The sequence below is a fragment of the Amycolatopsis sp. NPDC033938 genome (assembly GCF_055575975.1).
In genome coordinates this window covers 24,980-39,853 of record NZ_JBVIRO010000018.1, presented here as the reverse complement: position 1 = coordinate 39,853, position 14,874 = coordinate 24,980, and the positions used below count along the sequence as shown (strand labels likewise).

Genomic DNA, 14,874 nt, shown 5'->3' with positions numbered 1-14,874 from the left:
GCTGTGACCCTTCTCCGCCACTAGTCCAATTTTTAAATTTTTTGGGTACAGGTGTTCGTGAGTGGCGTGTCGGGTTCTAACCCGAATCGCCACTCACGATCAACCCGGCCCACCCCTCACCTACGCCCTCCCTCCATCCTCAGACAGGAGCGCCATGCCCACCGCGTCCGAAGTCATCGAAACGATCAACGACCGCGCCAAGGAGGTGGGTGTCCGCGTCCGGTTGCACGCGGCCGAGATCGACGGCACGCGGCGGATCGGCATCGATGCGGACACCCCGGTCGTCACGGCGTCGGTGTTCAAGGTGCCGGTCGCGCTGGAGCTGGCCAGGCAGGCCGCCGAAGGCGAACTCGACCTCGGTGAGCGGATCACCGTCGCCCCCGGGCATCCCACGCCGAGCCCGTACGGCCTGGCGACGTTCCGGCACGAGGTGACGATGTCCTGGCACGATCTCGCGATCCTGATGATCGGGATCAGTGACAACGTCGCCACGGACCTGATTCTCGACCGCGTCGGGAAAGAAGCGACCGGGGAAACCTTGCGGCGACTCGGTTTCGAGTACACCACCGTGTCGCAGGACTGCGGTGAAACCCTCGGCAGTATCGGTGAGGACCTTGGAATCTCCTACGAAGACGACGAAAGGCTGCTGGCGGAGCTTCCGATGGAGAAGCTCACCGCGTTGCGCGCGCTGCAACCGGCGCACACCTGCGCCACGACCGCCGAGGAGATCACCCGGCTGCTCGCGCTGATCTGGCGTGACGAGGCGGCGTCGCCCACCGCGTGCGCGGACGTCCGGCGCTGGCTGGAACTCCAGGTGTGGCCGCACCGGCTGCGATCCGGGTTCCCGGACGACGGGATCCGCGTGAGCGGCAAGACCGGGACCCTGCCGTCGGTGCGTAACGAAGTCGGTGTTGTCGAGTACCCGGATGGGGGCCGTTACGCGGTAGGGATTTTCACCGACGCCGTCGACGGGCGGTCGCGAGTGCCGGAACGCGACGCGTTCATCGGTTTCGCCGCGGCGCGGGCGGTCGAATGGCTCAGGCTTCCGGGGAGCGGAAGCGAATGATTCGTCGGCGCGGATGAATTTTCCCGCCGCTCTCGTCGTTCCGCACGAACCGGTGACGCCCGTCACCGTCCTAGCATTCCGGGAACCGCCGGACCCCACCTTTCCACGGACGAGGACGCCCATGTCGAAACTTTCCGAAATCGATGTCTGGCTCGAACAGAACCTTCCGGCCCTGCTGGCCGAACACCAGGTACCCGGTGCGGCGATCGCGGTCTTCGCCAACGGTGAGGTCGTCGACCACGCGGCCGGGGTGCTGAACAAGAACACCGGCGTCGAGTCCACTGTGGACTCCGTCTTCCAGATCGGCTCGATCACCAAGGTGTGGACTACCACCCTCGCGATGCAGCTCGTCGACGAGGGGCGGCTGGACCTCGACGAGCCGGTGCGCTCCTACCTTCCCGAGTTCGTCCTCTCCGACGAAGACGCCGCGTCGAGGATCACCGTGCGGCAGCTGACCTGTCACACCTCGGGCTTCGAAGGAGACATCTTCACCGACACCGGTCAGGGTGACGACTGCGTGGCGAAGCTCGTGGCGACGTTGTCCGACGTGCCTCAGCTGTTCGGCCCCGGAGAGATGTTCTCCTACAACAACGCCGGGTACTGCGTGCTCGGCAGGATCATCGAGGTCCTGCGTGGCAAGTCCTACGACGAGTGCCTGCGCGACCATCTGTTCACCCCGCTGGGCCTGACCCACGCGGCGGCCGGGCCCTATGACGCGATCCGCTACCGCGCCGCGATCGGCCACGTCCAGGCGACGCCGGACGACGAGCCGGTCGCGGCGCCCGTCTGGGCGTTGACCCGTTCGAACATCCCCGCCGGCTCGCACCTCGCGATGCGCCCGCGTGACCTGCTCACCTTCGTGCGCATGCACCTGAACGAGGGCCGGGCCGACGACGGGACCCAGGTGCTCAAGCCAGAAACGGCCCGCGCCATGTGGGAGCGGCAGGTCGAACTGCCCTACCTCGGCTTGATGGGCGGGGCGTGGGGACTCGGCTGGATGATCTTCGACTGGGACGGCGGCCCGGTGATCGGCCACGACGGCGGCACCATCGGCCAGTCGGCGTTCCTCCGCGTGGTGCCGGGCAGCAACGTCGCGGTCGCGCTGTTGACCAATGGCGGCCAGCCGCTGCACCTCTACCTCGACATCTTCCGGAAGGTTCTCGGAGACCTGGCCGGGGTCGAAGTCCCGCCGTTGCCCGAACCCAACGCCGCCGAGGCGCCCGCCGACCCTTCCCGGTACGTGGGCGAGTACTCCTCCCAGGTGGCGGACATCGTGGTCAGCCAGGACGAGGATGGTGGCCTGTGGCTGGAACGCACGCCAAAGGGGGCGTTCGCCGATCTCGGCAAGCCGGAGAAGAACAGGCTGCTCGGCTACCGGGGTGACACCCTCGTCGCGGAAAGCGGACAGCTGGGCCTGCACATGCCGCACGCCTTCGTCGGTGACGACGGCAACGGCCGGGCGCTGTTCGTCCACACAGGACGCGCCGACCGGCGGGTGAGCCGATGACCGGAATCGGCGCCGAGATCGAGGCCGTCTTCGCGAACGCGGGTGCCCGCGGTTTCGTGCACGCGCGTGAGGTCGGCGTCGCGGGCGGCCCCGAGGTCGGCGTCGGTGCGGACGATCCGGTCGTGCTGGCCTCGGTGTTCAAGATCCCGGTGGCGGTCGCCTTCGCCCGCGAGGTCGCCGCGGGCAAGCTCGACGAGACCGAGCGGACCCGCGTCACCGCGCGGTACCGGATCGGCGGGGTCGGGACCGCCGGCTGCGCCGACGACGTCGAGATGAGCTGGCGCGACCTGGCGCATTTCATGCTGACCATGAGCGACAACGCCGCGACCGACCTGATCTACCACCGGCTCGGCCAGGACAAGATCGACCAGGTGCTCGCCGACCTCGGCCTGGTCAGGACCCGCTTGATCGGCTGCTGCGAGGACCTGTTCGCCTCGGTGATCGCCGGCCTCGGCGCGAAACCGGACGACGATCTGGAAGTCGTCTTCGCCGCGGCCACCGAGGAACAGCAGTGGAAGCTCGCGGTGGTCGACCCGGAACGCACGACGTCGTCGACCCCGCGTGAGATCACCACGCTGCTCGACGCCATCTGGACCGACCGAGCGGGCGACCCGGCCGCCTGCGAACGGGTGCGGACGATCATGGCCCAGCAGATCTGGCCGCACCGGATCTCGTCCGGCTTCCCCGGGGAAGTGGCGATCGCGGCGAAGACCGGCACGCTGCCCTCGGTCCGTAACGAAGCGGGGGTGGTGACCCATGTGGACGGTCGCCGTTTCGCCGTCGCGGTGTTCACCCGCGCCGATTCCCTCGCCGACCGCCTGCCCGCGGTCGATTCCGCCATCGGCGAGGCCGCCCGCCTCGCCGTCGAACACCTTCGCGCGCAGTCCGTGACCCAGTAGGAGAACCCCATGAAGAAAGCCCGGCTCACCGCCGCGATCGTGAGCGTGGTGGCCTTGACCGTGAGCGCGTGCGGGGGGACGTCGCAATCCGGACAGGACCGGACCGCGAATCAGAAACTGACCGACGGCAAGACCTTCACCATGGCGATCGGCACCGATCCGGGAGCGCTCGACCCGGCGATGACGGTGCTCGCGGTCGCCCTCGAAATGGGCCGTTTCCTTTACGACAGCCTGATCAATCTCGACGAGACGGGCAAACCGATCGCGGGCCTCGCCGAGAAGTGGGACGCCACCACGACCACGGCCTCCTTCACCCTGCGGAACGGCATCACCTGCGACGACGGCGCCCCGCTGACCGCGAGCGACGTCGCCGCGAACATCAACTTCATCGGCGATCCCGCCAACAAGTCCCCGATGTCCGGGCTGGCGGTCGCACCGGGGACCAAGGCGACCGCGGACGACGCCGCGCGGACGATCACGCTCGCGAGCGGGGCGCCGGACGCGTTCCTGCTCCGCAACATCGGCGGTCTGCCGATCGTCTGTGGCAAGGGCGTGACCGACCGGGCCGGGCTGGCCAAAGGCCGCTACGGCACCGGCATGTTCACGATGACCGAGGCCGTGCCGAACGATCACTACACCCTGACCCGCCGCAAGGACTACGCGTGGGGACCGGGGGAGTGGCAGCGCGAGCAGCCGGGCCTGCCGGAGAAGGTGGTCTACCGGGTCATCCCGAACACCACGACCGCGGCGAACCTGTTGCTGTCCGGCGAGCTCAACGGCTCCCGGATCACCGGCCAGGACCAGCAACGGCTGCGGGCACAGAAGCTCTTCCACTCCGACCAGGTCGTGCCGATGGGCGAGATCTTCTTCAACCAGGCGCCGGGCCGGGCGGGTGCCGATCAGGCCGTCCGCCGCGCTTTGGTCCAGGCCCTCGACCTCGCCCAGATCGGCAAAGTGCTCACCAGCGGCTCCGGGGCGCCCAGCCAGGGAATGGTCACCACCGAACCCAGGCCGTGCGCCGGTGATTCGGTGGCGGGCAAGCTGCCGGCGTTCGACGTCGCCGCCGCCAAGGCCGCCCTCGACAAGGCGGGCTGGACGCCGGGCGCGGACGGCGTCCGGGTCAAGGACGGCAAACGGCTCGCGCTCACCACCATCTACGGCACCCAGGTGGGCCCGACGATGGCACCTTCCGCCGAACTGATGCAGCAGTCCTGGAAGGCGATCGGCGCGGAGATCACGCTCAAGGGCCTCGACAGCCCCGGTACCAGCCAGGCGCTCTTCGGCACCGGGGACTGGGACATCTCGCTGGCCCCGGTCACGCTGCTGCTGCCGAGCCAGGCCGTCACGTTCGTCTCCGGACCGAAACCGCCCGCCGGCACGAACTTCGCGCATATCGAGAACGAGCGCTACACGGCACAGGCCGCCCAGGCGGCACAGATGGCGGGCGATTCCGGCTGCGCGACCTGGCTGGCCGCGGAGTCGGCGCTCATCGAGCGGCTGGACGTGGTGCCGTACGTCAACTCGGTCATCCCGACCTTCGGGAGCAACGCGCGGTTCGTGATCAACTTCGGTTCGATCGAGCCGTCGTCCATCCGGATGTACAGCTGATGACGGCCGTGCTCGCCCCGACGGGGCTGCGCGGCGGTCCCTGGGTCTCGTTCGCGGTCCGTCGGCTCGGCCGGTTCGCGGTTTCGCTGTGGGTCTTGGTCACCACGGCGTTCCTGATGATCCAGCTGATCCCCGGCGATCCGGTCCGGGCGGCGCTCGGCCTGACCGCGCCGGTCGAACTGGTGAACGCGCGCCGGGCGGCCCTCGGCCTCGACGATCCGCTGTGGCTGCAGTACGTCCACTACTTCGGCGGACTGTTCACCGGCGACTTCGGGACGTCGATGACGAGCGGGCAGCCGGTCGCCGAGGTGATCGGGGACCGGCTGCCTGCCACCCTGCAGCTGGCGTTGCCCGCCTTCGCGGTGGTCATCGCCGTGGCGATCCCGCTGGGCGTGCTGTTCGCCGTGCTGACCCGCGGTGGCCGCCGTCGGGGCGGTGAGCTGGCCTTCACTTCGACGACCGTGCTGCTGGCGGCCATTCCCGAATTCCTGGTGGCGGTCGCGCTGGTCGCGTTCTTCGCGGTCCGGCTCGGCTGGTTCCCGGTGGCCGGGAGCGAAGGTGCCGGTTCGCTCGTGCTCCCGGTCATCGCGCTGGCGCTCGGCCCGGCCTCGGTCCTCGCCCGCATCGTCCGGGTGGAGACGCTTTCCGTGCTGGGCAACGACTTCATCCGCACCGCACGGGCGAAACGGTTGCCTGCGCGGCTGGTCTACCTCCGGCACGCGCTGCCGAACGCGCTGACCGCGACGCTGACCATGGGCGGGCTGATGCTGACCGGGATGGTCGCCGGGACGGTGCTGGTGGAGAACGTGTTCGCCTGGCCCGGTCTCGGCTCGACCATCGCGCAGTCGATCCTGCAGAAGGACTATCCGCTGGTGCAGGGGATCGTGCTGGTCTACGGCATCGGGGTGCTGCTGGTGAATCTGACGGTGGACGTGCTGCTCGCCGTCCTCGATCCGCGTTCGACGATCCGGGAGAGCTGAGATGGTGAATCGACGCGCGAAATGGGTCGCGGCCCTGCGCACGCCGGTGGGCGCGTTCGCGGCGGCCCTGCTGGTCCTGGTGCTCGCCCTCGCGGTGCTGGCCCCGATCCTGTGGCACGGCAAGGCCTTCGAGATCGACACCAACGCGATCGGACAAGGGCCGTCGGCGGAACATTGGCTGGGCACCGACGATCTCGGTCGCGACATCCTTTTCCGGGTGCTGGTGGCGACCCGGCTCTCGGTGCTCCTGGCGGTGCTCGCGACGGTGATCGGGGTGGTCACGGGGCTCGTCCTCGGCACGCTGCCCTCGTTGCTGCCGCGGCCCGCCGCCCGGCTGGTCACCGCGGCGGTGAACATCGCGGTCGCGTTCCCCGGGCTGCTGCTGGTGCTGTTCTTCTCGGTCATCTTCGGTGTAGGGACGCACGGCGCGGTGCTGGCGGTCGGTTTCGCGCTGGCACCGGCGTTCGCCCGGCTGGCACAGACGTTGTCGGCGTCCGTGGCCGGCCAGGACTTCGTGTCCGCCGCGCGGATCTGCGGGGTCGGCCGGATCCGGCTGCTGGTCCGGCACATCCTGCCCAATATCGGCGAACCGCTGGTGGTGAACGCGACCATCGGCGCAGGCTCCTCGCTGCTGGCGTTCTCCGGGCTGTCGTTCCTCGGGATCGGGGTGCAGGCACCGGAATACGACTGGGGACGGCTGCTCGGTGAAGGACTCAACGGGATCTACGTCAATCCGGCGGCCGCGCTCGCGCCGGGGGTGGCGGTGGTACTGGCCGGGCTCGCGTTCAACCTGGTGGGGGAGACCGTCGCCGGGGTGATCGGCGTCCGGACCGGGTCGCGCAAGCTCCCACCGCGGCCGGTCATTCCCGCCAGGGAGGAAGCCGCCGACGACCGGGACGACGCCGTCCTGGTGGTGGAGAACCTTCAGGTGGCCTTCCCGCGTCCGGCGGGCTGGACCGTGCCGGTGCGCGGAGTGAGCTTCAGCGTCCGGGCGGGCGAGGCGATCGGCGTCGTCGGCGAGTCGGGCTCGGGGAAGAGCCTGACCGGCCTCGCGGTGTCACGGCTGGTCGAAGCACCGGCCGTGGTCACCGCGGACCGGCTCGACTTCGCCGGGAAACCAGTGCTGACGACACCGGAACGGGAGCTGCGCGGTCTGCTCGGTACTTCGCTGGCGATGGTGTTCCAGGACCCGATGACGTCGTTCAACCCGACCAGGCGGATCGGCCGTCAACTGGCCGAGGTGGCCGAACAGCACCAGGGGCTGCCGCGTGCCAAGGCGTTCGCGCGGGCCGTGGACCGGCTGCGCGCGGTGCGGATCCCGGCGGCCGAACGGCGCGCCCGGCAGTATCCGCACGAGTTCTCCGGCGGGATGCGGCAGCGCGCGATGATCGGCATGGGCCTGATGGGCGACCCGCGGCTGATCATCGCCGACGAACCGACCACGGCGCTGGACGTCACCGTGCAACGGCAGCTCCTGCGGCTGCTGGCGCGGACCAGGGCCGAACGGAACACCGCGATCATCCTGATCAGCCACGACATCGCGGTCGTTTCCCAGACCTGCGAACGCATGCTGGTCATGTACGCCGGCCGGGTCGTGGAGGATCTGCCGTCGGCGGGCACACCGCGGCATCCCTACACGCGGGCCCTGCTGGCCGCGTCGCTGGACCTCGAGACCGATCGCGACGCGCCGCTCGCGGTGATCCCCGGCCGTCCGCCGGAACCGGATCGCGTGCCCACCGGCTGCGCGTTCGCCGACCGATGTCCCGCGGTGACCGACCGGTGCCGCGTCGAAGACCCGGTACTGGAACTGATGACACCTGAGCACCGCGTCGCCTGCTGGCATCCGCACGAGAGGTCGTTTTCCCAGCCCACAAAGGAAACCGTGACCGCCGGAGGTGCGGAATGAGCGACCTCGTCTTCGACGCGGTGAGCGTTCGGTACGGCGGGAGACGCGGTCTCACCGCTGTCGACCACGTCGGGCTGACCGTCCCTTCCGGACAGGTCGTCGGGCTCGTCGGCGAATCGGGTTCCGGGAAATCGACACTGGCCCGTGCCGCCGTCGGGCTCTCGCCGATCAGCTCCGGGCGGGTCCTGCTCGGCGGAGTCGACGTCCGGAAGCTGCCCCGCCGCCGCCCGCTGCAGATGGTGTTCCAGGACCCGTATTCCTCTTTGGACCCTCGGATGAGTATCGGGGAATCGATCACCGAAGCGATCCCGCGCGATGTCCTTTCCGGGCGCGCCGCGCGCCGCGAAGAGGTCGCCCGGCTGCTGGAACTGGTCAACCTCGATCCGGACCGCGCCGGGCACCTGCCGGGGCAGCTTTCCGGCGGGCAACGGCAACGCGTGGCGCTCGCCCGCGCGCTGGCCGGACGTCCGGAGGTACTGATCGCGGACGAGATCACCTCCGCGCTCGACGTCTCGGTGCAGGGCGCGGTGCTCAACCTCGTGCGGGAGGTGCAGCGACGGCTCGGCCTGTCGATGCTGTTCATCTCCCACAACCTCGCCGTCGTGCGCTATCTCAGCGACATCGTCGCCGTGATGTACCTCGGCCGCATCGTCGAAGCGGGTCCGGCGGAACAGGTGCTCACCGATCCCCAGCATCCCTACACCCGTGACCTGCTCGCCGCGGCGCCGTCCGCGCACACCTCCCTGTTCGACACCGGGACGGACGCGGCGACCGCCGACGTCGAACCCGCCGACCCGCACCACCCGCCGAGCGGCTGCCGCTACCACACGCGATGCCCCGTCGGGCCGCTCGTGCGCGCCGACCGCGAGCTCTGCCTTCAGCGGGATCCCGCCGACGACGCGGCACACCGACGTCATTCGGCGGCCTGCCACTTCAGCGAAACCGAGAGCCACCAGCCCGCGATCTCCCGAGGAGCCAGCGCATCATGACCCGACGTCTCGAACTCGACGACCTGTACGAAATCGCCGCCCCGAGTCAGCCTTCGCTGTCGCCGGACGGCGATCGGATCGTGTACGTCGTTCGCACCGCGGACCGTGACGAGGACCGGAACGTGGACAGGCTCTGGGAGGTCGGCGCCACCACAGGGGAAGCCCGGCAGCTCACCCGCGGAACCACCGACGTCGCACCGGCCTGGGCGCCGGACGGCACGCGGATCGCGTTCCTGCGGGCACAGGACGGTCCGCCGCAGGTGTGGTTCCTGCCGTCGTCGGGCGGGGAGGCCGAGCGGATCACCGAACTCCCGCTCGGCGCCGGTGCTCCGGTGTGGAGCCCGGACGGCGGCAAGATCGCGTTCTCGGCGGCGGTCGATCTCGCGAGTGGTGAACCCGCGTCGAACGCCCCGGTGGTGGCGGAACGGCTGGACTTCAAGGCCGACGGTGCCGGGCTGATCAAGACCATCCGCAAACATCTGCACATCCTCGACGTCGCCACGAAAGAAGTCCGGCAGGTCACCTTCGGCGATTGGCACGCCGGTGACCCGACCTGGTCACCCGATGGCACTCAGCTGGCGTTCTCCGCCGGACGCGACGCCGACGCGGACCTGACCTTCCGATCCGGGGCCTACGTTCTCGACGTCACCCTGAAGACTTCCGAGCCGCGGCTGATCGGTTCCGGTGACGGCATGGCGGGTCCGGTCACCTGGACCGCCGACGGCCGCGCGCTCCTGGTGGTCGGCAGGCGGGACACCGAAGTGGGCCACCTCGGACTGCTGCGGGTGCCGCTCGACGGCGGGGACCCGGTCGAACTGACCGCCTCCCTCGACCGCAACGTGATGGCCGGTGGTGCCGGCTATCCGGGCGCGTTCCCGAAGCTGACCGCGGACGGCGGCTCGGTGCTGTTCGGTGTCCGCGACCGCGGCTGCACCCATCTGTACGAAGTGGACACAGAGGGCGGAACCCCGCGCGCCGTCCTCGCGGGCGCCGATCGCGTCGTGTCCGGAATGGACAGTGCGGGCGGCCGGGTGGTGGTCGTCCTCGCCACGAACACCTCGTTCGGCGAGATCGCGGTCGTCGACCCGGCCACCGGCGCCGTCGACGTACGTACCCGGCACGGCGCCTCGGTCGACGACGTCGAGTTCTTCCGCCACGAGGAACGGGAATTCACCATCGGCGATGGCACCGTCGTCCACGGCTGGCTGCTGCGCGACCCGGACAGCACCGGCGCCGCACCCCTGCTGCTCGACATCCACGGCGGACCGCACAACGCCTGGAACGGCGCCGCCGATGCGATCCACCTCTACCACCAGGCGCTCGCCGCACGAGGCTGGGCGGTGCTGCTGCTCAACCCGCGAGGCAGCGACGGCTACGGCGAGGATTTCTACACGGGCGCCGTCGGGGAATGGGGTCTCGCCGACTCCCGCGATTTCCTCGAACCGCTGGACCAGCTGGTCGCCGAGGGGATCGCCGACGCGGACCGGCTGGCCGTCGCGGGTTACAGCTACGGCGGGTTCATGACCTGCTACCTGACCAGCCGCGACCATCGCTTCGTCGCCGCCGTCGCCGGTGGCGTGGTCAGCGACCTGACCAGCATGGAGGGGACGTCCGACGCCGGGCACTACCTGGCCGTCCGTGAACTCGGGGGCAAGAACTACGCACAGCTCTCACCTTTCGACCAGGTCACGGCGGTCCGGACGCCGACGCTGCTCATCCAGGGCGCGGAGGACGAGCGGTGCCCGGTCGGTCAGGCCGAGCAGTGGTTCGGCGCCCTGCGTGCGCGCGGCGTCCCGTCCCGGCTGGTGCTGTACCCCGGTGGTTCGCACCTGTTCATCCTCGACGGTCCGCCCTCACACCGCCTCGATTTCAACCGCCGTGTCTTCGAGTGGGTCGAGCAGTACGCGGCGCCGGCGAACGGGGTGTCGCGGGTACCGGTCGACGCGGCGCACTGGCGGCGGCGCCTTGCCGAACTGGCGCGCAAGTACCGCGTCCCCGGTGCGGCCCTGGGCATCACGCGGATCGGCGATGACGCGGAGGCCCACGTCACCTATGGCGTGTTGAACACGGCGACCGGGGTCGAGGTCACCGAGGACTCGGTGTTCCAGATCGGCTCGGTGTCGAAGGTGTGGACCGCGACCGTGGTGATGCAACTGGTCGACGACGGCCTCCTCGACCTGGACGCGCCGATCTCCGACGTCGTCCCCGAACTGCGGCTGGCCGATCCGGACGTCGCGAAGCAGGTGACCATGCGGCATCTGCTGACCCACACCAGCGGGATCGACGGCGACGTCTTCACCGACACCGGCCGCGGGGACGACTGCCTCGAACGCTACGTCGAAATCCTCGACCAGGCCGGGCAGAACCATCCGCTCGGAGCGACCTTCTCCTACTGCAATTCGGGTTTCGTGCTCATGGGCAGGGTGATCGAAAAACTCACCGGGCTGACCTGGGACGCCGCGATGCGGGAGAAACTGTTCGCTCCGCTCGGCCTCACGCACACCGTGACCCTCCCCGAGGAAGCACTGATGTTCCGCGCGGCCGTCGGTCATGTCGCCGAGGGAGATGAAGAACCGAAGCCCGCGCCCATCTGGGGCCTGCCCCGGAACATGGGCCCCGCCGGGCTGATCACCGCCACGACCAAGGACGTGCTCCGGTTCGCCCGGCTGCACCTGACCGGCGGCCTCACCCCGTCGGGGGAGCGCATCCTGACGACGGCGTCCGCCACCGCCATGGCCGAGAAGCAGGCCGACCTCCCCGACAAGCACTCACTCGGTGACTCCTGGGGACTCGGCTGGATCCGTGACGAATGGAGCGGACGGCGGGTCATCGGCCACGACGGCAACACGATCGGGCAGTCGGCGTTCCTGCGGCTGCTGCCCGACCAAGGGCTCGCGGTCACCCTGCTCACCAACGGCGGCAACACCCGCGACCTGTACGTGGAGCTGTACCGGGAGATCTTCGCCGAACTGGCGGACGTGGCGATGCCGCGGCCGATCGAGCCGCCCGCGACACCGGTCACCGTCGACGCTTCGAGGCACGTCGGTGTCTACGAGCGGGCCGGGGTGCTGATGGAGGTCCTTGCCGAGGGAGACGGGATCCGGCTTCGGCAGACCGCCACGGGACCGCTGGCCGAACTCATGCCGGAGAAGACGATGGAGTTCGACCTGGTCCCGGTGACGGACTCGCTTTTCGTCTGCCGTGAGCCGGGCGCGCGGACGTGGATGCCGGTCACCTTCTACACGTTGCCGACCGGTGAGCCGTACATGCACTACGGCGTACGCGCGACGCCGAAGGTTTCTTAGTCACGCCTTGCGTCGCGAGACGGCGCGGACGATCAAGAGCACGATGCAGATGATCGCGACGGCGCCCGCGATCATCCGGAGGGTGTAGTCCATCCCCGCGAACTGGCCGATCGCGTTGGCGCCCGCACTGCCGAGGAGGACGAGCCAGAGGGAGGTGGTGACCAGTACGCCGCTTGCGTTTTTGGTGTCGTTCATGAGAAAGACGTTAGAGATCGGCGCGGTGGCGGGACAGGGGAGTGACCCCCGTCCTCGGGGTGGTGCTGGCGCTACCTCCGCGGCCGATAGCCCTTTCGCAACGATGGGCCCCGGCCACTGTGTGGATTTTGTTTCATCTAACGCATCAAAATCCACACAGTGAAAGACACCGTCCACCGACGGGACCGGTCGCCGGTACGCCGCGCCCGGACACGACACCCTGCCTCACCCTGAGCAACAACTCGCGCTCTCGTCGAACCGACACTTTTGCGCGTGACGGCCCCCTTCCCTCGGCTGAGCCGAGGGAAGGGGGCCTTCACGCGCAGCCGCTGTGACAGGTGGTGCTGTTGAGAATCTTGACGGCCCCTACCGGACCCACCCACCGTAGGCGCCTAAACACCCTTGGCCAGAACGACACAAATCATTCACGACGCCTTCGTGAAATCGCGCAAATTCCCTGAATTGGGCACCAAAACCTCGCGAAGTGTCCCTTGTGGACTCGTCTGCCTCCAGCGTCGGCACGCCACCCCTGGCCCAACCGCATCCAGAGAACTAAACGCGATCAGTTCTTCCCGCTCAAGTAGGCCAGCACAGCCAGCACCCGCCGATGCCCGCTGTCCTCCGGCAACCCGAGCTTCGCGAAGATGTTCCGGATGTGCTTGTGCACCGCCCCGTCGCTCACCACCAGAAGCTCGGCGATGGTCGTGTTGTTGTACCCCTCGGCCATCAGCCCGAGCACCTCGCGCTCCCGTGCGGTCAGCGCTTCGAGCGGGTCGGTCGCGCGGCGATGCGCCATCAGCTGGGTGATCACCTCGGGGTCCATGGCCGTGCCGCCCTTGACGACCCGGTCCAGCGCGTCGAGGAACTTCTCGACCTTGCCGACCCGCTCCTTCAGCAGGTACCCGACGGCGCCCTTGCCGTCGGCGAGAAGTTCGGCCGCGTAACCGGTTTCGACGTGGGCGGACAGCACCAGCACGGGCAGCCCCGGGTGCATCTTCCGCGCCTTGACGGCGGCCCGGAGGCCCTCGTCGGTATGCGTCGGCGGTAGCCGGACATCGGTGATCACCGCGTCGGGCCGGTCCTCGGCGACCAGTTCGAGGAACTCGTCCACATCGTCCATCGCCGCGATGACGTCGATGCCCGAGGTGTTCAGCAGCAGGACCAGGCCTTCGCGCAGCAGCGCGTCGTCCTCGACGATCACGACCCGCATGGCAACTCCACTTTCACTACGGTCGGCCCACCGGCCGGGCTGGACAACTTCACGGTCCCGTCGAAGGCTTCGGCGCGTTTGCGGATCCCGGACAGGCCGCTGCCGCCGGATTCGTCGGCACCGCCGTGGCCGTCGTCGCGGATTTCGATGAGCAGGGTGTCGGCGGTACCGTCGAGGGTGATCCAGGCGTGCTCGGCGCCGGAATGCTTGGTGATGTTGGTCAGCATTTCGGCGACGACGAAGTAGGCGGCGGCCTCGACGGCGGCGGGACGACGGCCGGCGCTGCGGACGTCCACAGTGCACGGAACGGGGCAGCGGTCGGCGAGCGCGGTGACGGCGCCGTCGAGACCCCGGTCGGTCAGCAGGGGCGGATAGATGCTCCGCACGACGGTCCGCAGTTCGGCCAGCGCGCCGGTCGCCGTGTCCTGCGCCTTGCCCAGCAGCTCCCGTGCCTTTTCCGGGTTCTTCTCGAAGAGCGAGTCGGCGATCCCCAGTTGCAGTACCACGGCGGCGATCCTCGCCTGCGTCCCGTCGTGCAGATCGCGTTCGAGACGGCGGAGTTCGGCACCGTGTGCCTCCAGCGCGGCGGCCCGGGACGCGGCCAGTTCGACGACGCGGTCGGTCAGCACGACCCCGGGCGCGGGCGCGAGCAGCTTCCGGGCGATGACGGCCTGCCACCGCGCCAGCCTGGGGTACAGGAACATCAGCGCGATCATGCCTACGCCGGTGACCGCGCCGAGTGCCGCGAGCGGCCAGGACGTCACCACGAAGCCGAGTGAACTTTCGATCCCGCCGGGCACGGTCGGCCAGACGAACGCCGCGATGACCTGCTTGAGCCCAGCGAGCGGGAAAGCGATGGCGAAGATCCCGATGATGAAGCCGGTGGCGGCGTGGAAGACGAGCCACGTCAGATCCCGCCGCGACGCCGGATCGGTCACCGGGTTCCCAGGGCGGTACGGCTCCGGGATCGGCTCGTCCAGCAGGCGGGCGGCGCGACGGCGTTCGAAGTTGACCGGATACCTGATCAGCTTGAGCGCGTGCGGCACCGCCGGGATCCCGACCCCGAACGGGCACATCAGCAGCACGAACAGCATGCCGACGAGGACGAACCAGGAGAGCATCGAAGTGGCCGCGCCGATGGCCAGGAACCGGATCGCGGACCAACAGGACCGCAGCCGGGTGATCACGTCGGCAAGTCTCGCATCCGGC

General features: G+C 69.2%; 11 protein-coding genes. 8 read left to right on the top strand and 3 right to left on the bottom strand.

Annotated features, from left to right (window positions below; genetic code table 11):
- Positions 1–154: 154 nt before the first annotated feature.
- From ACZ5ZX_RS33060 to ACZ5ZX_RS33025, 8 genes are all read left to right on the top strand, one after another.
- Complete coding sequence (locus ACZ5ZX_RS33060) at positions 155–1,066, top strand: serine hydrolase (protein ID WP_465505914.1); 912 nt, start codon at positions 155–157, stop codon at positions 1,064–1,066.
- A gap of 121 nt (positions 1,067–1,187) precedes the next feature.
- A complete protein-coding gene (locus tag ACZ5ZX_RS33055; RefSeq protein ID WP_465505913.1) occupies positions 1,188–2,573 on the top strand; it encodes a serine hydrolase domain-containing protein in 1,386 nt (461 codons plus the stop codon).
- Positions 2,570–3,472, top strand: a complete 903-nt coding sequence (locus ACZ5ZX_RS33050) for a serine hydrolase (RefSeq protein ID WP_465505912.1) — start codon at positions 2,570–2,572, stop codon at positions 3,470–3,472. The genes ACZ5ZX_RS33055 and ACZ5ZX_RS33050 overlap by 4 nt, the downstream gene beginning before the upstream one ends.
- 9 nt (positions 3,473–3,481) lie before the next feature.
- Positions 3,482–5,080, top strand: a complete 1,599-nt coding sequence (locus ACZ5ZX_RS33045; protein WP_465505911.1) for an ABC transporter substrate-binding protein — start codon at positions 3,482–3,484, stop codon at positions 5,078–5,080.
- A complete protein-coding gene (locus ACZ5ZX_RS33040; protein WP_465505910.1) occupies positions 5,080–6,060 on the top strand; it encodes an ABC transporter permease in 981 nt (326 codons plus the stop codon). The genes ACZ5ZX_RS33045 and ACZ5ZX_RS33040 overlap by 1 nt, the downstream gene beginning before the upstream one ends.
- Before the next feature lies 1 nt (position 6,061).
- The gene (locus tag ACZ5ZX_RS33035; RefSeq protein ID WP_465505909.1) at positions 6,062–7,966 is read left to right on the top strand and encodes a dipeptide/oligopeptide/nickel ABC transporter permease/ATP-binding protein; all 1,905 of its coding nucleotides are present in this window, start codon (positions 6,062–6,064) and stop codon (positions 7,964–7,966) included.
- Positions 7,963–8,955: an ABC transporter ATP-binding protein gene (locus ACZ5ZX_RS33030; RefSeq protein WP_465505908.1), complete on the top strand. Its 993-nt coding sequence runs from the start codon at positions 7,963–7,965 to the stop codon at positions 8,953–8,955. Before ACZ5ZX_RS33035 ends, ACZ5ZX_RS33030 begins: the two co-directional genes overlap by 4 nt.
- Positions 8,952–12,260, top strand: a complete 3,309-nt coding sequence (locus ACZ5ZX_RS33025; RefSeq protein WP_465505907.1) for a serine hydrolase — start codon at positions 8,952–8,954, stop codon at positions 12,258–12,260. Before ACZ5ZX_RS33030 ends, ACZ5ZX_RS33025 begins: the two co-directional genes overlap by 4 nt.
- Here the strand turns inward: ACZ5ZX_RS33025 and ACZ5ZX_RS33020 are convergent, their stop codons facing one another.
- From ACZ5ZX_RS33020 to ACZ5ZX_RS33010, 3 genes are all read right to left on the bottom strand, one after another.
- A complete protein-coding gene (locus ACZ5ZX_RS33020) occupies positions 12,261–12,455 on the bottom strand; it encodes a hypothetical protein (protein WP_465505906.1) in 195 nt (64 codons plus the stop codon).
- A 562-nt stretch (positions 12,456–13,017) separates the two neighbouring features.
- The gene (locus ACZ5ZX_RS33015) at positions 13,018–13,665 is read right to left on the bottom strand and encodes a response regulator (RefSeq protein WP_465505905.1); all 648 of its coding nucleotides are present in this window, start codon (positions 13,663–13,665) and stop codon (positions 13,018–13,020) included.
- Positions 13,653–14,852: a sensor histidine kinase gene (locus ACZ5ZX_RS33010; RefSeq protein WP_465505904.1), complete on the bottom strand. Its 1,200-nt coding sequence runs from the start codon at positions 14,850–14,852 to the stop codon at positions 13,653–13,655. The genes ACZ5ZX_RS33015 and ACZ5ZX_RS33010 overlap by 13 nt, the downstream gene beginning before the upstream one ends.
- Positions 14,853–14,874: the final 22 nt, after the last annotated feature.